This window comes from Cobetia sp. 5-25-4-2 (assembly GCF_013374075.1).
In the GTDB taxonomy this organism is placed as follows: domain Bacteria; phylum Pseudomonadota; class Gammaproteobacteria; order Pseudomonadales; family Halomonadaceae; genus Cobetia; species Cobetia marina.
In genome coordinates this window covers 383474-402194 of the sequence record NZ_BLWK01000003.1, presented here as the reverse complement: position 1 = coordinate 402194, position 18721 = coordinate 383474, and the positions used below count along the sequence as shown (strand labels likewise).

Annotated in this window: 18 protein-coding genes; 15 read left to right on the top strand and 3 right to left on the bottom strand. The window is 63.9% G+C overall.

All coding sequences use genetic code 11. The features are described from left to right. The first annotated feature begins 90 nt into the window (after window positions 1-90). A complete protein-coding gene (locus HXS65_RS09260) occupies window positions 91-840 on the top strand; it encodes a DUF1007 family protein (protein WP_077378670.1) in 750 nt (249 codons plus the stop codon). Next, window positions 837-2093 (top strand): nickel/cobalt transporter, encoded by a 1257-nt coding sequence (locus tag HXS65_RS09255; RefSeq protein ID WP_176493712.1) that lies wholly within the window; start codon window positions 837-839, stop codon window positions 2091-2093. Before HXS65_RS09260 ends, HXS65_RS09255 begins: the two co-directional genes overlap by 4 nt. A gap of 124 nt (window positions 2094-2217) precedes the next feature. Here the strand turns inward: HXS65_RS09255 and HXS65_RS09250 are convergent, their stop codons facing one another. After that, window positions 2218-2646, bottom strand: a complete 429-nt coding sequence (locus HXS65_RS09250; RefSeq protein ID WP_077378676.1) for an HIT domain-containing protein — start codon at window positions 2644-2646, stop codon at window positions 2218-2220. Window positions 2647-2994: 348 nt separating this feature from the next. On the opposite strand from HXS65_RS09250, the gene HXS65_RS09245 reads away from it, so the two are divergent. The 8 genes from HXS65_RS09245 to HXS65_RS09210 all read left to right on the top strand — a co-directional run bounded on the left by HXS65_RS09245 (window position 2995) and on the right by HXS65_RS09210 (window position 10313). Then, entirely contained in the window at window positions 2995-4002 is a 1008-nt protein-coding gene (locus tag HXS65_RS09245) for a TAXI family TRAP transporter solute-binding subunit (protein ID WP_176493711.1), read from the top strand. 381 nt (window positions 4003-4383) lie between these two features. Continuing rightward, on the top strand, window positions 4384-6456 hold the full coding sequence (locus HXS65_RS09240) for a TRAP transporter permease (protein WP_218015072.1): 2073 nt from the start codon (window positions 4384-4386) through the stop codon (window positions 6454-6456). Between the two features lie 185 nt (window positions 6457-6641). Beyond that, window positions 6642-7421 carry a TSUP family transporter gene (locus tag HXS65_RS09235; RefSeq protein ID WP_077378685.1) on the top strand — a complete coding sequence of 260 codons (780 nt, stop codon included), beginning with the start codon at window positions 6642-6644 and terminating at the stop codon, window positions 7419-7421. Window positions 7422-7564: 143 nt separating this feature from the next. Further along, entirely contained in the window at window positions 7565-8560 is a 996-nt protein-coding gene (locus HXS65_RS09230; RefSeq protein WP_084209433.1) for a zinc-dependent alcohol dehydrogenase family protein, read from the top strand. A 65-nt stretch (window positions 8561-8625) separates the two neighbouring features. Beyond that, a complete protein-coding gene (locus tag HXS65_RS09225; RefSeq protein WP_077378691.1) occupies window positions 8626-8757 on the top strand; it encodes an entericidin A/B family lipoprotein in 132 nt (43 codons plus the stop codon). 57 nt (window positions 8758-8814) lie between these two features. Next, a complete protein-coding gene (locus tag HXS65_RS09220) occupies window positions 8815-8946 on the top strand; it encodes an entericidin A/B family lipoprotein (RefSeq protein WP_077378694.1) in 132 nt (43 codons plus the stop codon). Window positions 8947-9098: 152 nt separating this feature from the next. After that, the gene (locus tag HXS65_RS09215; protein WP_077378697.1) at window positions 9099-9230 is read left to right on the top strand and encodes an entericidin A/B family lipoprotein; all 132 of its coding nucleotides are present in this window, start codon (window positions 9099-9101) and stop codon (window positions 9228-9230) included. A gap of 195 nt (window positions 9231-9425) precedes the next feature. Continuing rightward, on the top strand, window positions 9426-10313 hold the full coding sequence (locus HXS65_RS09210; protein WP_176493709.1) for a LysR family transcriptional regulator: 888 nt from the start codon (window positions 9426-9428) through the stop codon (window positions 10311-10313). A 74-nt stretch (window positions 10314-10387) separates the two neighbouring features. Here HXS65_RS09210 and HXS65_RS09205 read toward each other — a convergent pair whose 3' ends face one another. After that, window positions 10388-11461 carry a rhodanese-related sulfurtransferase gene (locus HXS65_RS09205; RefSeq protein ID WP_077378703.1) on the bottom strand — a complete coding sequence of 358 codons (1074 nt, stop codon included), beginning with the start codon at window positions 11459-11461 and terminating at the stop codon, window positions 10388-10390. A 315-nt stretch (window positions 11462-11776) separates the two neighbouring features. Here HXS65_RS09205 and HXS65_RS09200 point away from each other — a divergent pair, with 315 nt between their 5' ends. From HXS65_RS09200 to HXS65_RS17635, 4 genes are all read left to right on the top strand, one after another. Continuing rightward, window positions 11777-12553 carry a formate dehydrogenase accessory sulfurtransferase FdhD gene (locus HXS65_RS09200; protein WP_176493708.1) on the top strand — a complete coding sequence of 259 codons (777 nt, stop codon included), beginning with the start codon at window positions 11777-11779 and terminating at the stop codon, window positions 12551-12553. A 69-nt stretch (window positions 12554-12622) separates the two neighbouring features. After that, entirely contained in the window at window positions 12623-15010 is a 2388-nt protein-coding gene (locus HXS65_RS09195; protein WP_375782207.1) for an FdhF/YdeP family oxidoreductase, read from the top strand. Between the two features lie 175 nt (window positions 15011-15185). Next, window positions 15186-15626, top strand: a complete 441-nt coding sequence (locus HXS65_RS09190) for a VOC family protein (protein ID WP_084209428.1) — start codon at window positions 15186-15188, stop codon at window positions 15624-15626. 302 nt (window positions 15627-15928) lie between these two features. Then, window positions 15929-17101, top strand: a complete 1173-nt coding sequence (locus HXS65_RS17635; RefSeq protein WP_176493707.1) for a GGDEF domain-containing protein — start codon at window positions 15929-15931, stop codon at window positions 17099-17101. A gap of 32 nt (window positions 17102-17133) precedes the next feature. Here the strand turns inward: HXS65_RS17635 and HXS65_RS09180 are convergent, their stop codons facing one another. Next, on the bottom strand, window positions 17134-17844 hold the full coding sequence (locus tag HXS65_RS09180) for a phosphatase PAP2 family protein (RefSeq protein WP_176493706.1): 711 nt from the start codon (window positions 17842-17844) through the stop codon (window positions 17134-17136). A gap of 314 nt (window positions 17845-18158) precedes the next feature. Here HXS65_RS09180 and HXS65_RS09175 point away from each other — a divergent pair, with 314 nt between their 5' ends. Beyond that, window positions 18159-18680, top strand: a complete 522-nt coding sequence (locus HXS65_RS09175; protein WP_176493705.1) for an META domain-containing protein — start codon at window positions 18159-18161, stop codon at window positions 18678-18680. Window positions 18681-18721: the final 41 nt, after the last annotated feature.

Here is an 18721-nt window from a genome sequence, read left to right as displayed (position 1 = left end):
TGGTTCGTGACCCCGAATGTTATAAGGTAACGACGATGTGCCACGCCTGGCATTCGCTTTTCTTCGTATTCGCCTTTCCGGAGTGTCTGCATGCCCCTTGCTGTTGATCATCGCGATGATGCGCGATCGTTTCCGCGCGCCTGGCGTCGTTGCCTGCGCTTGCTGACGGGGGCGTGGGTCGGCATGTTGGCCATCGCGTCGTTGATGGTCAGTCAACCGGCGCTTGCCCATCCCCATGGCTGGGTGGATCTGCGCGTGACCCTGCGCCTGGATGATCAGGGGCGGGCGGTGGCATTGCGTCAGTACTGGTTGCTGGACCCCTTCTATAGCCTGACGCTGCGGCAGGAGCTGGCCGCCCTGCAGGACGATACCAGCATGGAGCAGCGCCTGGATGCGCTGGGCAGCGAGATCCTCGCCAATCTTTCCCAGTTCGATTATTACACCCATGTTCAGCGTGACGGAGCGCCGGTGGCGCTGGGAGAGGCGACACGCCAGACCACCTGGCTCAAGGGGGAGCGCGTCGCCTTCCAGATGGAACTGCCTCTGGCCGAACCCGTGCCGATGGCCGGCCATACGCTCAGTTATCGTATCTATGATCCCACCTATTACATCGAGATCCTGCATGACCCGGACGCGATCGCCGTCCAGGAAGGGCTGGTGATCAAGGGGCTGTCCTCGCAGCAGGTGCCGATGGACTGTACGGCGAAGATCGCCAAGGCAGACCCGGATCCCCAGAAGGTCGCCGAGGCCTCGATGCTGGATATCAATGCCACCGCGCCGATGGATCTTGGCCAGTATTTCGCCGATGTCGGCAGTGTCCATTGTGAGGCGTCTCGATGAGCGATGAGCACAAGGACACCTCCGGGCTTGGGGATGTCAAAAGCCTCAAGGGCATGCGTGATGGCCTGCTCAAGCCGGCCTCTTCGCGAGGGCGACGCCTGGCCGGGTGGCTGGCCCTCGGATTCGGATTGATCGTGCTGGGCATGGCCCTGTGGCCGAGCCTGGTACAGGCCTGGGGTGAGGCGCTGGGCTGGATCTTCGCTGAACAATCGCGTTTTCAGCGCTCGCTTGGGCGCGCCATGAGCGAGCTTGCCGCGCACCCCGGCACTCCCTGGGCGTTGATCGGGCTGTCCTTCACTTACGGAGTGCTGCATGCGGCGGGCCCCGGCCATGGCAAGGTGGTGATCAGTACGCTGTTGGCCAGCCAGCCCATCGCGCGGCGACGTGCGCTATGGCTCTCGCTGCTGGCGGCCTTGCTGCAGGGCGTGAGTGCGCTGGTGCTGGTGGGGCTGGGGGCGGGACTGCTCGACTGGGCCGGGCGTGAGGTGCTCGGGCAGGTCGAGAAGGTCACTCTGCTCAGCCATGTCGGCGTACTGGCGTTGGGCCTGCTGCTGCTGTGGCGTGCCGCGCGTGCGTTGTGGCGGGCACTCAGGGCGCCCGCCACCATTGGCATGGAAGAGAGCGTGACGACACAGGAAGCGCCAGCGATGCAGGAGCTGGCGTTCGAGCCGTCGCATGGTCGCGACCACTCTCACGGCCACGATCATTCACACGGGCATGACTGCGGTTGCGGCCATGCGCATGGCGTGACGGCGGAGCAGGCCAGCGGCGACTGGCGCACCATGGGCATGGCGGTGCTGGCGATCGGCCTGCGGCCGTGTTCCGGCGCGATTCTGGTATTGCTGGCCGCGCTGGCGCTGAATCTGGTCGGCAGCGGGGTACTGGCGGTGCTGGCGATGTCACTGGGCACCGCGCTGACGGTGGGCAGCGTGGCGATGGCCACGCTGCTGATGAAGGCCAGCGGGCGTCTGGCGGCGGGCACGGCGCGTCTGACCGGCAAGCGCGAAGCGGGCGGAGCGCTTCGCCAGTGGCCGTGGGCCGCGGTGATCGGGCTGCTCGGCGGGATCGTCATCAGCGTGTTCGGGGCCTTGCTGGTCGCCAGCAGTCTCAAGGCGCTGGACTCTCCCACCGGACGCGGTGCCTCGCCGTTCGGGCGCGCGGCGCAGAGCGCGCCGTCCCCGCTGCGTGCCGCTCCCGCCGCGTCTCTGGTGGCTCCGCGCCCCGCCGTCGAGACACCAGAAGCAGGCACATGACAGGTGCCTGGCGATCCAGTGTCCGGCACTCGGCGTCCGAGTGATGTCATGCTGACTGGCTTTCCTTCCCATCACGACAACGGGGCCCGCTGGGCCCCGTTGTCGTTGGCGCCTGAACAGGGCGCTAGAAGGAATAGGTCGGCAGCTCGGCGATCTTCATGCGTAGCGTGTCAATCAGCGTGGTGAGCGCTTCATTGTCATAGGCCTTCGGGCGTCCCACTCCCCAGACCGGCCCGGGCCAGGTGGCATCATCGCTGCTGCGGGCGATCACGTGTACATGCAGCTGTGACACGACATTGCCCAGGGTGCCGATATTGAGCTTTTCGCCGTCACTGAGCTGCATCAACAGCTCGCCGAGCAGGGTGGTCTCGTGCCACAGCTGGTGCTGGGAATGGCTGTCCAGCTCATAGACTTCGCGAATGTCCGCACGGCGTGGCACCAGCATCAACCAGGGATAGCGCGCATCGTTCATGAGGCGCACGCTGCACAATGCCAGATCGGCCACGAAGTGAGTGTCTGCCTCCAGCTGCGGGTGCAGGGTGAAATCATTCATTGTCGTTCCTCGTCGTCGCGGGGCTGGCGCGCCCGAATGGCCTCGGCTGGTCTGCCGGTCCGTCTGCCGGCGGGGCCGTCACGGGTGTCCCCAGGCCGGGTGTCTGAATGTCTCCAGTGTGACCAGATCGGCAGAATCCTGCCACTTTTCGGTTTGCGCCATGCCGGCCGGCCGTTGGCGCAATGCCCCCATCGCCAAATACCGCCCCTGCTCGACACTTGCTAGTCTTCACTCAAGGCTGGGCAGTATGACCTGACCTTCGCTGTCCCGTCCGCTATCGCCACGTCTCGCCTATTCCAACAATAAGGGTTCGCCTGCGTTCCGGCAGGCCCGCCAAGGAGTCATTCCATGCAAAAGCGCCAGTTCCTCAAGACCGGCCTCGGTCTCGCCATCGCTGCCTCTCTGGGCCTCAGTGCCGCAGCCCAGGCGGAAGGCAAGTACATCATGGGTACCGCGACCACCGGCGGTACCTTCTATCCCGTCGGCGTGGCGCTTTCCACGCTGATCAAGGTCAAGCTCGAGCCGACCGCCGGCATCTCGGTGTCCGCGATCTCCTCCGCCGGCTCCGGCGAGAACCTCAAGCTGATGGAAGAGAACCAGGCCCAGTTCGGCATCATCCAGGGCCTCTATGGTGCCTGGGCATGGAATGGCACTCCGCCGGTCAACAAGGCGCACAAGGACCTGCGCAGCATCTCGATGCTGTGGCAGAACGTCGAGCACTTCGTGGCACGCAACGATGAGGTCAAGACCGGCACCATCGAGGACATGACCAACTTCTATGGCAAGAGCTTCTCCATCGGCAAGAAGAACTCCGGCACCGAGGGCTCGGGTCGCTTCATTCTCGAGCAGCTGGGCATCGATGCCGACAAGATGAATCTGGCCTACATGGGCTATGGCCCGAGTGCCGACGCGATGCAGAACGGCAACATCGATGGCATGAACATTCCGGCAGGCGCACCGGCTTCCGCCGTGACGCGTGCCTACGCCAACCTCGGTGACGAGATCACCACGCTGGACTTCACCGAAGAGCAGCTGGCCAAGGTCAATTCCCAGTTCGAGCTGTGGACACCGTATGAAATCGCCGCTGGCACCTATCCGGGCCAGGACAAGGCGATCAACACCATCGCCCAGCCGAACATCCTCGTGGTACGTGATGACGTCTCCGAAGAAGACGTCTACCAGATCACCAAGACCATGTACGAGAACCTGCCGTTCTTGAACAACATCCACCCGGCCACCAAGGCCATGGCACTCGACAAGGCCATCGCGGGTCTGCCGCTGCCGCTGCACCCGGGTGCCGTGCGTTACTTCAAGGAGCAGGGCATCGAGATCCCTGAGCGTCTGATCGCCGACTGACCCACCCCTGAGTCCGCTCCATCGCTGCCCTCATCGCGCGCCCATGGCCGCGGTGAGGGCTGTGCAGTCCAACAAGACAGTGCCGGTCCGGCGTCATGCTGCGCCTTCGTTTCGCAAGGCAGCCTCTGCCAGGCCAAAGCCTGCCCATGCATCACTGATGTCACCGACGTCATTGATGAAGCAAGTCCGCATTTCCTCGCAAGCCCGGGCGCAGGTTGACGCCACACGTCGCCGCCGCGCCATCGCTGTCTGATCCCGTCTTGAGGCACCGCCATGCATGATTCCCGCTCGCCAGAGCCCTCTCGTCCCACTGAAGCCGTGCCGGATGCGCCGGACCTGTCCGGTGTGCGCGATGAATCCGTCGAAGCCGCGCCATGGCGCATGGAACTGCCCTGGCTAGGGCGGGCCGTGTTCGTGATTTCCATCGTCATCTGTCTGGCGCATCTGTACTTCAACACCATCTCGACCCTGTCGGAGCTGTGGGTGAGCGCGTTGCACTTCGGGCTGTTCGGCCTGCTATGCGCGCTGACCATCCCGATGCTGACGCCGTCCAGTGATGGTGCCAAGCGCTGGGTGCTGGGTGTGGATGTCATGCTGGGGCTGGCGGCACTGGGTTGCGGTCTCTATCTGATCGGCTTCGAGGATGCGCTCTATGATCGTGGGGTCGTGTTCTCCACCGCGGACTGGGTGGTCTCCATCGTCGCGGTGGGGCTGATTCTCGAGTTCGCGCGGCGCACCACCGGCTGGTTCATCCCGGTGCTGTGTCTGATCGCGCTGACCTATGTGGCCTGGTGGGGCAAGTATGTCGGTGGCGTGTTCAACTTCCCGGGCCTGACCTGGGAGACGGTGCTGTTCAGAAGCTTCATCGGCGGCGAAGGGATGCTGGGCTCCATCGCGCGCATTTCCTGGTCCTACGTGTTCATGTTCATCCTGTTCGGCGCCTTCCTGGTCAAGTCCGGCGCGGGTGACTTCATCATCGATCTGGCGCGCTGCGCGGCGGGTCGCTTCAAGGGTGGCCCGGGCTTCGTGGCCGTGTTCGCCTCCGGCCTGATGGGCTCGGTCTCCGGCTCCAGTGTCGCCAACACCGTCTCCACCGGCGTGATCACGATCCCGCTGATGCGGCGTGCCGGCTTCCCGGCGCGCTTCGCGGCAGGCGTGGAGGCCGCCGCCTCCACCGGTGGCCAGCTGATGCCGCCGGTGATGGGCGCGGGCGCCTTCATCATGGCGTCCTATACCCAGGTGCCGTACCTGACCATCGTCGGCGTGGCCGCCTTGCCGGCGCTGCTCTACTTCCTGTCTGTCGCCATGTTCGTGCGCATCGAGGCCAAGCGCTCCGACGCCACGGCGCTGGATGACCCGCAGGGCCCGCGCCTCAAGGACGTGCTCAAGGATGGCTGGCACTATCTGGCACCGCTGTTCGTGCTGGTCGGTGCACTGATCTACGGCTTCACGCCGACCTACGCCGCCGGCATCGCGATCCTGTCCGTCATCGCGGCCTCGTGGCTGTCGAAGAACCCGATGAAGCTCGGCGACATCATCGAGGCGATGCTGGCCGGGGTGCGCAACATGACCACCACGGCGATCCTGCTGATCACCGTCGGGCTGATCGTCAATGTCGTCTCCACCACGGGGATCGGCAACACCTTCTCGCTGATGATCACCGACTGGGCGGGTGGCAGCCTGCTGATCACCATCATCCTGGTCGCGCTGGCGTCCTTGATCCTGGGCATGGGGCTGCCGGTGACGGCGTCCTATATCGTGCTGGGCACGCTGTCCGCCCCGGCGCTCTACAACCTGATCGCGCACTCCCAGCTGGTGGATCTGCTGGCGGCGGGCAACCTGCCGGAGCAGGCCAAGGCCATCTTCATGCTGGCGGCACCTGACAAGCTGGACCTGCTGGGCGCGCCGATGAGCATGGACGCCGCACGTGAACTGCTGGCGCTGGTGCCGGATACCTTCCAGAGCCAGCTGTATGAGCAGGCGCTGTCGCCGCACGTGCTGACCATGGCACTGGTGAGTGCCCACATGATCATCTTCTGGCTGTCCCAGGACTCCAACGTCACGCCGCCGGTCTGCCTGACCGCCTTCGCGGCTGCCGCCATCGCCAAGACACCGCCGATGAAGACAGGCCTGATGGCGTGGAAGATCGCCAAGGGGCTCTACATCGTGCCGCTGCTGTTCGCCTGGAGTCCGCTGATCTCCGGTGACATCGGTGAGATGCTGACGGTCTTCGTATTCGCGCTGTTCGGGATCTACGCTATCGTGGCGGGCATGGAAGGCTATCTGGAGCACGAACTGCCCTGGTGGCTGCGTCTGGCGATGTTCCCGCTGGGAGCGCTGATGCTGTGGCCGCATGGTCAGCTGACCTATGATATTGCCGGGCTGGCCATCTTCCTGGGCGTGCTGACCTACAGCGTGCGCCAGAGTGGCCGTCAGGAAGCCCTGGCTTCCTGAGTTCCGGCAGGTTCCGGCAGACGTGCCTGAATCCTGCATGACGTGACGCAATGCATCACCCACGATGCCCGGCATCCCTGCCTTCGCGAGGTTCCTGCGAGGAGGGTGTGTCGGGCATCGCGCGCTCTGAATGACGAGGTGGGTGCAGCGCGTCCCCCTTTTACGGCAAGACAAGGAATGTCGGCATGACAAGTGATGTGGCAGGGCTGGCAGGCGGCCTTGATCTGATCAGCGTGGTGGCGCTGATCGCGCTGGGTGGCGTGGCCGGTTTCATCAATGTGCTCTCGGCGGGTGGTTCGATGCTGACGCTGCCCTTGTTGATGTTTCTCGGCCTGCCCCCCGCACAGGCCAATGCCACCAACCGCGTGGCGATCGCGTTGCAGAGTGCGACTGCCACCAGCACCTTCCTCAAGGCGGGGGCGCACAACATGGGGGTGGCCTGGCGACTGGCCGTGCCTGCCGTGCTGGGCGCGATGCTGGGGGCCTGGCTGGCGACCCGGATCAGTGCTGAGGCCTTCGAGGGTGTACTGATCGTGGTGATGGTGGTGTGCTCGATCATGATGCTGCTGCCGACGCCGCGCATCGACACCCGTGAGCTGACGCCGGAACGCATCACTCCCATCGTGCTGCTGGCGATGTTCGGCATCGGTCTCTATGGTGGCTTCATTCAGGTGGGCGTCGGCGTGCTGTTCATCGTGGTGCTCTACCGGTTGCTCAAGATCGATCTGACCCAGGTCAACGTCTTCAAGGTCTTCATCGTGTTGATGTATACCCTGCCGGCGCTGGCGGTCTTCGTGTTCGATGGTCAGGTGCGCTGGGCCTATGGCCTGGTACTGGCGGTCGGCAACATGAGCGGCGCCTTCCTCGGTGCGCGGGTCAACATGAGTCCTGCCGGTGCGCGTTGGGTCAAGTGGCTGACGGTGGCGGTGATCTTCCTCATCGTGCTCAAGCTGGTGCTGACCTGATGCTGATTTGAGGCATGACACGGAGTAAGCTCGGGTCATTGCCGACATGGCGCCACCTTCGTGGCGCGGTGTCACCCAACTTTCATGACGACGCCGTGCGGGCAGGGCGTCGCTTCTTTCTCATTGTTCAGGAGTCTTCCCACATGCAGGCCATGGTCATCGAGCAATACGGCGCCCCGGATGTGTTCGTCGAGCGCGAGCTGGACACGCCGACCCCGGCACGAGGTCAGGTGCGCATCAAGGTATCCGCCTCCAGCGTCAATCCCATCGAGACCAAGCTGCGCAGTGGCCTGGTCAAGTCGCACCCCGACTTCCCGGCCATCCTCAATGGCGATGTCGCGGGGGTGATCGACGCCGTCGGCGAGGGCGTGACGGATTTCTCGGTCGGCGATGAAGTGCTGGGCTGCGCCGGTGGCGTGAAGGGCTGGCAGGGCGCACTGGCGGATTACATGATCGCTGACACCCGTGTGATCGTGAAACGCCCGAGCCTGGCGGCGTTGACCCTGGAAGAATGCGCGGCCTTGCCGCTGGTGTTCCTGACGGCCTGGACGGCGCTGGTCTCGCGCGGTCAGATCAAGGAAGGCGAGCACGTGCTGATCCACGCCGGTACCGGAGGGGTCGGTCATGTCGCGGTGCAGATCGCCAAGTATCTCGGCGCACATGTCACCACCACCGTGTCCAGCGAGGCCAAGGCCGATCTGGCGCGTCAGCTGGGCGCCGACGAGATCATCAACTATCGCGAGGAAGCGGTCAGTGACTACGTGGCACGCCTGACCTCCGGGCGTGGCTTCGATCTCGTCTTCGACACCGTCGGTGGTGACAATCTGGATCGCTCCATCGAGGCCACGGCGATCTCCGGTCGGCTGTGCTCCATCAACACCCGCTCGACCCACGACCTGACCCAGCTGCACGCCAAGAACCTGTCGCTGCACGTCATCTTCCGCTCGGTGCCGCTGCTGACCGGTATCGGCATGGATGAGCAGCCGGAGCTGCTCAACGCCCTGAGCGAGATGCTGGAGGCCGGGGCGGTTCGCCCGCTGCTGGACGAGCATCAGTTCAGCTTCCGCGATATCGCCAAGGCACATGAATTGATCGAATCCGGCGAGGCACTGGGCAAGATTCTGCTGGTGAATCGCTGAGAATTGGCACTTTCCAGTGTCAAGAAGGTCAGAGTGGCAGAGACGATTGATCAGGAATGCATGACATGCGAGTGACTCGCTTGATGATGGCCGCCTTGCTGGTGGCCAGCGTGGCCCTGACGGGCTGCAACACGGTGGCCGGCTTTGGCAAGGATCTTGAACACCTGGGTGGCAAGATCGACAACGCAGCCAGCTGAGCCTGACGGCCTGATCGACACCTTGCGTGCGATCAGGCACTTGAGAGAGGAATACCCATGCGACGCTTCATGATGATGACCGGTACGGCTCTGCTGTTCGGCCTGATGCTGGGAGGCTGCAACACCGTGGAAGGCTTCGGGGAAGATCTTGAGCATCTGGGGGGCTCCATCGAGGAGTCGGCCAGCTGAGCGAGTGAGGTAGCAGCGGATTCAGGCAATGAACGAAACATGAATTTCTCCCTTGAAACCCCGCAGGGTGGCCCAAGGTAATGGGTATCAGCGCAGCCATGACGCGTTGAATGGCAGGATCCATGATATCCATCACCACAAGGAGCATGACCATGTCCCGTACCATTGCACTGCTGTTCGCCTCTTTCTTCACTGTGGCGGCACTCTCCGGCTGCAACACCGTTGACGGTGCCGGCCAGGATGTCGAACACGCAGGTGAAGCCGTTCAGGACGCTGCCCAGTAAGCAGGTCGCCAGACACGCCGCTTCACTGTCAGCATGAGACGTGAGGCATGAGGCGCGATGCAATAGCGGCCCTGCGCCGATGATGACGCCCGGTGATTTCCGCCGGGCGTCGTCGTGTCCGGCCTTCCGTCGTCGCGTGCATCTGCTCTGCGTGACATTCACTTTCTCTACTCTCCCCCTCGCAAGGACCCCGTCATGGATCATCGGCAGTTGGGCTTTCTGGTCGCGCTGGCCAATGAACGCCATTTCGGACGGGCGGCGCGAGTCTGCCATGTCACCCAGCCGACGCTCTCGGCGCGTCTCAAGCAGCTCGAGGAGGAGCTGGGCACGGCGCTGATTCTCAGAGGGCATCGTTTCGAAGGCTTCACGCCGGAGGGGGAGCGGGTGCTGACGCATGCGCGGCGCATCATCGCCGAGCTGGATGAGCTCAAGGGAGATCTGTCACCCGAGGCCGTGCTGACCGGTCGGCTGACGCTGGGTGTCGTGCCGTCCGCGCTGGCGGCGGTGGGGGAATTCCTGCCGCGTCTGCGTGAGGCCTTTCCCCAGCTCTCCCTGCGCATGCGGGAGCTGTCCACCTCCTCGCTGGCTCAGGGGCTGGAGGATGGTGAGCTGGATCTCGCGGTCGGCTATCCGGCGGCCCCCGCCATGAGCGGCTTCGCCTGCCGACCGCTCTATCAGGAGCATTCGGCGCTGATTGCCAGTCAGGCGCATTTCCTGCTGCCCGAGACACCCGCATGGGAGTGTCTGCGGGAGTATCCGCTGGTGCTGCTGACGCCGGAGATGCAGCAGCGACGCCGGCTCAATCAGCAACTGGCTCAGCTGAACCATCAGCCGTCGCCGTTGCTGGAAGCCAATTCCATCGCGGCGCTGGGCGTGATGCTGGAGGCGGGCCTGGGGGTGAGCGTGCTGGCGGAATACCTTGCCGACTCGCGTCTCGGTACGGGGCTGGTGGCGCGACGCCTGCCCGGGGAGGGCGAGACGGTGGGGCTGCTGTGGCGTAGCGGCCAACAGCATAGCCGTCGGCTGAATGCCGTGCTGGAGCTGTTGCGCTCGCTCCCTCGGTCGGCAGACGTGGACGGATGATGGAGGGGGCAACGCAAGACACCCCGTGAAAACGGGGTGTCTTGATCAGTCTTCAGCCACGCACGAGGTGGGGGTCAGCCCTTGTCGGCGTCCTGCGTCTGCGCCTTGAGCGCGGCCAGACGAGCCGCTTCGCGCTGACGCTGCTTGGCGTCACGACGCGCCTGCATCTGGGCGAGCGCGTCCTTGCCCAGGTGCGCCTCACCCCGTTGCTCGGCGAGACGAATCTGATTCTCGCGCTCGGCAAAGCGTGCCTTCTGGGCATCGCTGAGCTTGTCGTAGCAGCGCGGGCAGCTGACACCCTTCTGGTACTTGTCGCTCTGCTTGTCCGCTTGCGTGATCGGCAGACGGCAGGCGTGACATTGGTCAAACTGACCGGGGCGCAACTTGTGGTCGACGGTGACACGGTCATCGAACACGAAACATTCGCCCTGCCACAGCGTCTCTTCCTGGGGCACCTCTTCCAGATACTTCAGAATGCCGCCCTTGAGGTGATAGACCTCCTCAAACCCCTGCTCCTTCAGATAGGCGGTGGATTTCTCGCAGCGAATGCCTCCGGTGCAGAACATCGCCACCTTGCGGTGCTGCTGCGGGTCCAGCTCACGGGAGACATAGTCCGGGAAATCACGGAAAGCGGCCGTGTTCGGGTTGACGGCACCCTTGAAGGTCCCCACTTCCACTTCATAGTCGTTGCGGGTGTCGATCAGCAGCACGTCAGGGTCGGAGATCAGCGCGTTCCAGTCCTTCGGTTCCACGTAGGTGCCGACGGTATGGCGCGGGTCGATCCCTTCCACGCCCATGGTGACGATCTCGCGCTTGAGCTTGACCTTGGCTCGCAGGAAGGGGGACTGCTCTGCCAGAGACTGCTTGGTGTCCAGTTCCGCCAGGCGCGGGTCTGCCATCAGCCAGGCCAGCAGGGCATCGATGCCGGCGCGAGAGCCGGAGACGGTGCCATTGATGCCTTCGCGTGCCAGCAGCAGGGTGCCGCGGATGCCATGCTCGTCCATCACTGCCAGCAGCGGTTCGCGCAGCGACTCGAAGTCCTCGAGGGTGACGAACTTGTAGAGTGCGCAGACGACATGCTGCGGCGCCAGCGGGCTGGGACGAGCGGTGTCGGCAGCCGGTGCGACGGTCGTGGGGGTATCGGTCATGCAGGAGTCCTCATGCGGGCCGGAACGTAAATCCGGAGCAGGATGATCAGAAGGGAAGGCGTGCGACAGCGCGTGAGTGCCGCGTCGTCCAGGCGAGCCTTCGTGGTTTGGCGGCATATTTTACGTGACTCGCGCACGAATTTCCTGCGCGGGATCAAGGGGTCGCCTCATGCTGGCAATTTCATTGATGGTGTCTATCAAGGTACGGGCGAGTTCAATTGGTGAGCGATCGATGATGACGCTATCGTATCGCCATGACGGCTTGCGTACATTCGCGAATCTGCACAGTGATGTCGCGCACAACGGGGTGTCGGAATGAGTGATTCACTCTATCAAGCAGCGACCGAGGGACTGCGTTATCAGGATGCGCGTGAGCGGCCCTTGCGAGAGCTGGATGGGCCCTCCGAGCTACCCGTGAGTCTGGTGCTCAATGAGATCCCGATGGGCACGCTGCTGGCGAGCCCCGAGGCGCTGGAGCCACTGGCGCTGGGGCACGCCTTCACCGCAGGCTGGATCACGCGGCGTGAGGAGGTCACCGCCATCCATCTCTCGCGGCTGCGCCATGGGCTGGCGGTGCGTCTGGACGTCAGCGAGTCGCTGGCGCGCAAGGCCGAGCACCATCAGCGGCGCGAGAGCAGCGTGTCCAGCTGTGGCGCCTGCGGCGTGCAGGATGAGGCCGAGCTGATGGCTGGCCTGACACGCCTGCCGCCACGGGCAGCGCTCTCACCTGAGGCGTTGATGCGTGGGCTGGAGCGCCTGGAGCGCGCGACACGGCGCGGCATGCACCTGGCGCTGGGGCTGGACGCCGAGGGCGGCCTGATCTCGCAGGGGGCCGATATCGGTCGCCACAATGCGCTGGACCGCGTGATCGGCATGAGTCTCGACAGCGGCGTCTGGCCCGAGGCACTGCTGGTCTCCAGTCGCTGCAGTCTGGAGCTGGTCCAGAAGACCATCCGTGCCCGCATTCCGACGCTTGCCACCCTTGCCGTGCCTTCACGCCTGGCGGTGGAGACCGCGCGGGCCTGTGATCTCAACCTGATCTGTGCCCATCGCGGGCGTCGACTCGAGCTGCTCAGTGGGCAGGCCGACTGACGGCCCCTGGCGCGTACTCACGCCTGTCTGATCCTTTCCCGCCTTCCCCTTTTGCCTGTGGACCCTGACATGACTGATATTGCCGCCCCCGAGACGCCTGAGCACGCATCGGCTCGCCTGCCACGTGAGGATGAGAGGATGACGCGCCATCCCCGCATCGCTGCCTACTCCGGTCCGGCGGGCGGCTGGGGGGCGCTCAAGAGCGTCGGTCAGCATGTCAGCCACTCCAGGGCGCCATGGAAGAGCGTGCGCTCCCTGCTCAAGGCCAATCAGGACAAGGGCTTTGACTGCCCCGGCTGCGCCTGGGGCGATCCGGAGCACGGCTCCTCCTTCGAATTCTGCGAGAACGGCGCCAAGGCAGTGGCCTGGGAAGTGACCGCCAAGCGTGTCACGCCAAGCTTCTTCGCTCAGCACACCGTCACGGAGCTGCTGGGCTGGGACGACTTCATGCTCGAGGATCAGGGCCGCCTGACCGAGCCGATGCGCTATGACGCGGCCAGTGACCGCTATGAACCGATCAGCTGGGAGGCGGCCTTCGCGATCATCGCCGAGCACCTCGATGCGCTGACGTCACCGGATGAGGCGCTGTTCTATACCTCCGGACGCGCCAGCAACGAGGCGGCCTATCTGTATCAGCTGTTCGTGCGTCTGTTCGGCACCAACAACTTCCCCGACTGCTCCAACATGTGTCATGAGGCCAGTGGCGTCGGCATGAAGGCGAGTCTCGGTGTCGGCAAGGGCACGGTACTGCTGGAGGATTTCGAGCACGCGGATGCCATCTTCGTGTTCGGTCAGAACCCCGGCACCAACCATCCCCGCATGCTGGGGGATCTGCGACGTGCCTCTCGACGTGGGGCGCGCATCGTCAGCTTCAATCCGTTGCGTGAACGGGGGCTGGAGCGCTTCGCCGACCCGCAGTCGCCGCTGGAGATGATGACCCTCTCCAGTCAGCCCATCAGCCATCGTTATTACCAGCCGCGGATGGGGGGTGACATGGCGGCGGTGCGTGGTATGGCCAAGGCACTCTTCGCCATGGAGGCGCGCGGCGAATTCACGCGCGCTGCTTCCTTCATCGAGCACCACACGCGGGGAGCGACGGCCTGGCAGGACGTGGTCGAGGCGACGGACTGGGCCACGCTCGAGGATCAGTCCGGGCTGACCCGTACGCAGCTCGAGGAGGCCGCGATGATCTTCGCCGGGGCCGACAATGTCATCTGCACCTGGGCGATGGGCATCACGCAACATCTGCACGCCGTGGACAGCGTCCGGGAGATCGTCAATCTGCTGTTGCTCGGGGGCCATTTCGGGCGTCCCGGTGCCGGTGCCTGCCCCGTTCGCGGACATTCCAATGTCCAGGGTGACCGCACCATGGGCATCGACGAGAAGGCGCCGGCCGCGTTGATCGATGCACTCGAAGCCCGCTATGGCGTGAGCATGCCGCGTGGCCAGGGCTTCAACACCGTGGAGAGTCTGGCGGCGCTGGAACAGGGCAGGGCGAAGACCTTCATCGCGCTGGGCGGCAACTTCACGCGCGCCACGCCGGACAGCGAGCGCACCGAGGCGGCCATGCGCAACCTCAAGCTCAACGTCCAGATCAGCACCAAGCTCAACCGCAGTCATCTGGTGATCGGCAAGACGACGCAAGCGCTGATTCTGCCGTGTCTGGGGCGCAGCGAGATCGACCGCTCCGCACAGGTGGCCTCCCAGCACATTAGCGTCGAGGACTCGATGTCGATGGTGCACTCAAGCGCTGGCATCAAGGCGCCGGCCAGTGACGAGCTGCGCTCGGAACCCGGCATCATCGCGGGTATCGCGCGCGCCACGCTTGCCCGGGTGCTGCCACGGCGCGGCGTGAGTGACCCGGTCAACTGGGAGGCGCTGAGCGAGAACTATGATCTCATCCGCGACGAGATCGCGGCGGTGATTCCCGGCTTTGCCGATTTCAATGCCCGTCTGGCCCACAAGCGCGGTTTCCATCTCGCCAATCCGGTGCGTGAGCTGCGCTTCCCCACCACCAGTGGCCAAGCGCAGTTCTCGGCGGCGGCGCTGCCGGGGTCCGTGCTGCATCAGCAGCTCGCGCGTCGGGAAGGCTGGTTGACCCTGCAGACCATGCGTAGCCATGACCAGTACAACACCACCGTCTATGGCTACAACGACCGCTATCGTGGCGTGTCGGGTCAGCGTCGAGTGGTCTTCATCAATGCGCAGGACCTTGCCCGCCTGGGGCTGGCCGATGGTGACTGGGTCGACATGGTCGGTGAGCCGCGCCCGGATGGCAGTGAGCGGCGTGCGCCTCAGTTCAAGCTGGTGGAATACGATATCCCGGCCGGTTGCATCGGTGCCTATTATCCGGAAACCAATGTGCTGGTCGCATTGGAAAGCCATGGCAGCGATACCGGCACACCTGCCTCCAAGGCGGTCCCCGTGCGGCTGGAGCGCAGTTCACGCATCGCCTGACGGTGCGAGGCGCCAGCAGCAGGATGCAAGCATCACCACATTGCCGCGTGGCGAGGAGACTCGTCGCGCGGCAGTCGTGTGTCTAGAATATTCCCGTACGCCGAGCCCGCTTCGCTCGGCGTACGTCCTTTCCCGTCTTCAGTGCCGGCTCATCCATCGTTCAAGAGAGTGATCCATGCAATATCTGCACACCATGCTGCGTATCCGTGATGTCGACGCTTCACTGCATTTCTTCCGTGACCTGCTCGGCATGGTCGAGATCTCGCGCAAGGATTCCGAGAAGGGCCGCTTCACGCTGATCTTCCTGGCAGCCCCGCAGGATGCCGAACGTGCCCGTGAGATGCAGGCGCCGATGCTGGAGCTGACGCACAACTGGGATCCGGAAGACTATGAAGGCGGGCGCAACTTCGGTCATCTGGCCTATCGTGTCGAGGACATCTACGCCACCTGTCAGCATCTGATGGACAATGGCGTGACCCTCAATCGCCCACCGCGTGACGGCCACATGGCGTTCGTGAAGAGCCCGGATGGCATCTCGCTGGAGTTGCTGCAGGCCGGCGAACCCCTTGCGCCGCAGGAACCGTGGGTCTCGATGGCCAATACCGGCAGCTGGTAACGCTCATGCCGGGGTCGCGATGCCCGACGGCGCGCAGGCGCGGGCAAGCGTCGCACAATGGTGACGCAATGTCGGTGCGGGGCTGGCGGAACCGGTATTTGGGCTTATGCTGTGATCAGAACGATAATGCTCGCCGCATGAGACATGACACGTCATGCGGTGGCTTTCTGGTGTTGTGCAGGGCTACCCCTGCCGTCCAGACAGGTGCAGGCTCCATGACACTCCCCCTGTCGCGCGCTGGCCGTGTCCGTGTCATGAGAGTTTCGCCCACGTGATGACTGCCGAATGGCAAGGACTGCCTGATGTTGAGTGTTGCTCGTGCCTGGTTGCGTCAAGAACCGCGTCTGCTCGCTGTCGAGCATCGCCGTTTCTATCATGCCTATCTGTGGGTCTATCTGATGGTGCTGGGCCTTTATGTGGCCTGGCTGCCTGTCTTCATGGTGCTCAAGGCACCACGCCTGGCGTTCGCCAGCGGCATCATGGTGCTGGTGGGGCTGCTGGGGGTGCTGTTGCATCGTCAGCATCACATGCTGATGGCTCTGGTGCTGGTACTGGGCAGTCTGACGTTGATGACCTGGCTTGCCTCCTACTGCTTCGGCAATGCCGCCGGCTACGAGTATTACTTCTTCATCGTGATGGCCGGTATCCATCTTGCTCCCCTGTCAGGCAAGGTGCGTGTCATCAGCACGCTGTCTCTCTTCGTCGCTGCAGTGCTGTCGCTGATGGTGGCCTCTCAGCATGTTTCCGATGGCTTCATCCCTGTCTGGATCATGCAGTCATTCAACCTGTTTGCCGTCTTCATGCTGATGGTCACCTTCCTGTGGCGCATGCTGGCACTCACCGAACACTTCGAACGCCAGTACCGCCAGGATGCCAGTCGCGATGAGCTGACCGGGCTGTTCAATCGGCGCCAGGCCCTGCGCCAGGCGGAAAAATGGTGGCAGGACGCCGTGCCCTGCTCGGTATTGATGATGGATGTGGATCACTTCAAGAAGATCAATGATCTGCGGGGGCATGCGGCAGGTGATGAGGCCCTGAGACAGATCGGGCGCCTGCTCAATGCCACACTGCGCCAGGGGGATAGAGCAGGGCGTATCGGTGGTGAGGAGTTTCTGGTGCTGTTGCCGCGCAGCGGGCGCGGCGAGGCGATTTCCGTGGCGGGACGGATACGTTCCCTGCTGGCCAGCTCGCCGCCACAGTTTGCGGGAAGCGCCGTGCCGGTCACCGTCTCGATAGGGGTCGCCGTCAGTCATGAGTGTGAATCACTGGATGACCTGCTGCAGCTGGCGGATCGTCGCCTGTACCACGCCAAACATCAGGGGCGCGACCGGGTGGTAGCGGGGGGGGAGCGGCAGCAGGAAAGGGAAGGCGAGTCAAGCAGCCTCTTGGCTGCCCCTGAGACGGCGCGCCAGGGGGGGCAGGGTGAGCCCCCGGCAGAACATGGGCACTTTGCCGACAGGACACTCGTGGGGTGATTCGAGGCTGTCTTGCGCTCTCGAGTCGCTCTTCAGTTCTCGAGCGTGTGCCGGCCAAGGCCTGACAGGCAGCGCTCGATGGCTCTCGCCAGACGGCGCGCCACGGGCGTACACAGCACCCAGGGCAGAATGATCAGTGCAATGCTGAGCGAGCCCAGATAGACATCACTGAACCAATGGGCACCCACCATGATGCGTGGGGCACTCAATATCACCACGAATGCCAGACTCCACAGCGCGATGCGTCGTGGGGCGAAGGCCCACATGTAACCGGCGAAGACCATCAGCATCAAGCCGTGATCCCCCGGGAAGCTGTTCGAGGCCGAGTCCTTGGTCTTGAAGGACACCAGGTCGGAGAGATGCTGTGCATGCTGGAAGACGCGAGTCGGACTGGCATGGCCGTAGCTGATGGCGCGCAGCACGAACAGCGAGATGATACCGGCGGTCAGCAACATGGTGATGCCGAGGCTGGTCCAGCGCCGGTAGCGGTCGGGGCGCGAATCCTCAAGCATCGCCCAGCAGAACAGGACACCCATCAGGCCGAAGGCCGCCGCATCGAAGAACCGCGTGTTGAGAAGCCCCAGCAGGGTATCCCAGTGCGGATTGAGTGGCGAGATGAGGTGATTGAATGCCCAGAATACCCGGCCGTCCAGATCGGGCCAGAAATCCAGTGCCGGTACCCACCAGCTGATCAGCAAGGCGAATCCTGTGGCATTGAGTGCCAGTAGTCGTCTGGTCAGCATCTCCGTCCCTCCTGGTGCAGATGGTGCGAGGTATCATCAAGCATCAGCAAGCGATCCCTATCGCTGCCTTCACGGCGTATGGTAATTTCAAAGGCTCTTCAAGAAACACTGTTTTCGAATGTTCCAGGAGAGAAGCATCGTTGCGTCAGACGCGATCTGGCGGGCTATCGTCTCGCAAGCCAGTCGGCCTGTCGGGACCGGGATGGCGCAGGGCATCAAGGGGCTTGTGGTTTGCGCGACGGGTCTGCATGCTCGCGCCCGATCGTTTCATCAATGCCTGACATCGAGGCAGGCTCATCACGGGGGATCTCTTCATGAGCGTCATCTTGCGCCGTCTATCACTTGCCACTTCGCTGGCGATCGCGACTTCCCTGCTGGCCGGCTGCGCGGTCAGTCACTCAGGCGCGACGGACGCCGGGCAGGGCGGCGGGAGCGGTGCCGGCAGTGCGAGCCCTGCGCTGGTCGGTACCCCCTGGAGCTTCTCGAAGACCGAGGAGACCGGTGAGGCGCCCAATTTCCTGTTGCAGGCCCCGACACCGGAGCAGCTGGCGGATGAAGAGGATGACCGCCTGCGTCTGGTGGGCAGCAATGGCTGCAATCGTCTGATGGGGCCGGTGGTACTGGATGAGTCTCGCCAGACCCTGGAGATCGGCCCGCTGGCCTCGACCATGAAGATGTGCCCCAATCCGGAGCAGTCCAATGCCTTCAATCGCATGCTGGAGGAGGTGGCTCGCTATCAGATCGTCGGCAGTGGCGAGAGCGCTCGCCTGCGGGTGATGGATGACACCGGCTACCTGCTGGCGACCTTCATGCCTGTCGCGTCCAGCGACGACTGAGCGCCAGCGACGACTGAGCGCCTGCGACGACTGAGCGCCTG

What these genes read in the sequence shown, in the direction of transcription:
- HXS65_RS09260 (WP_077378670.1), top strand. Translation starts at nt 91, where the DNA reads ATGCCCCTTGCTGTTGATCATCGCGATGATGCGCGATCGTTTCCGCGC.
- HXS65_RS09255 (WP_176493712.1), top strand. Translation starts at nt 837, where the DNA reads ATGAGCGATGAGCACAAGGACACCTCCGGGCTTGGGGATGTCAAAAGC.
- HXS65_RS09250 (WP_077378676.1), bottom strand. Translation starts at nt 2,646, where the DNA reads ATGAATGATTTCACCCTGCACCCGCAGCTGGAGGCAGACACTCACTTC.
- HXS65_RS09245 (WP_176493711.1), top strand. Translation starts at nt 2,995, where the DNA reads ATGCAAAAGCGCCAGTTCCTCAAGACCGGCCTCGGTCTCGCCATCGCT.
- HXS65_RS09240 (WP_218015072.1), top strand. Translation starts at nt 4,384, where the DNA reads ATGGAACTGCCCTGGCTAGGGCGGGCCGTGTTCGTGATTTCCATCGTC.
- HXS65_RS09235 (WP_077378685.1), top strand. Translation starts at nt 6,642, where the DNA reads ATGACAAGTGATGTGGCAGGGCTGGCAGGCGGCCTTGATCTGATCAGC.
- HXS65_RS09230 (WP_084209433.1), top strand. Translation starts at nt 7,565, where the DNA reads ATGCAGGCCATGGTCATCGAGCAATACGGCGCCCCGGATGTGTTCGTC.
- HXS65_RS09225 (WP_077378691.1), top strand. Translation starts at nt 8,626, where the DNA reads ATGCGAGTGACTCGCTTGATGATGGCCGCCTTGCTGGTGGCCAGCGTG.
- HXS65_RS09220 (WP_077378694.1), top strand. Translation starts at nt 8,815, where the DNA reads ATGCGACGCTTCATGATGATGACCGGTACGGCTCTGCTGTTCGGCCTG.
- HXS65_RS09215 (WP_077378697.1), top strand. Translation starts at nt 9,099, where the DNA reads ATGTCCCGTACCATTGCACTGCTGTTCGCCTCTTTCTTCACTGTGGCG.
- HXS65_RS09210 (WP_176493709.1), top strand. Translation starts at nt 9,426, where the DNA reads ATGGATCATCGGCAGTTGGGCTTTCTGGTCGCGCTGGCCAATGAACGC.
- HXS65_RS09205 (WP_077378703.1), bottom strand. Translation starts at nt 11,461, where the DNA reads ATGACCGATACCCCCACGACCGTCGCACCGGCTGCCGACACCGCTCGT.
- HXS65_RS09200 (WP_176493708.1), top strand. Translation starts at nt 11,777, where the DNA reads ATGAGTGATTCACTCTATCAAGCAGCGACCGAGGGACTGCGTTATCAG.
- HXS65_RS09195 (WP_375782207.1), top strand. Translation starts at nt 12,623, where the DNA reads ATGACTGATATTGCCGCCCCCGAGACGCCTGAGCACGCATCGGCTCGC.
- HXS65_RS09190 (WP_084209428.1), top strand. Translation starts at nt 15,186, where the DNA reads ATGCAATATCTGCACACCATGCTGCGTATCCGTGATGTCGACGCTTCA.
- HXS65_RS17635 (WP_176493707.1), top strand. Translation starts at nt 15,929, where the DNA reads ATGTTGAGTGTTGCTCGTGCCTGGTTGCGTCAAGAACCGCGTCTGCTC.
- HXS65_RS09180 (WP_176493706.1), bottom strand. Translation starts at nt 17,844, where the DNA reads ATGCTGACCAGACGACTACTGGCACTCAATGCCACAGGATTCGCCTTG.
- HXS65_RS09175 (WP_176493705.1), top strand. Translation starts at nt 18,159, where the DNA reads ATGAGCGTCATCTTGCGCCGTCTATCACTTGCCACTTCGCTGGCGATC.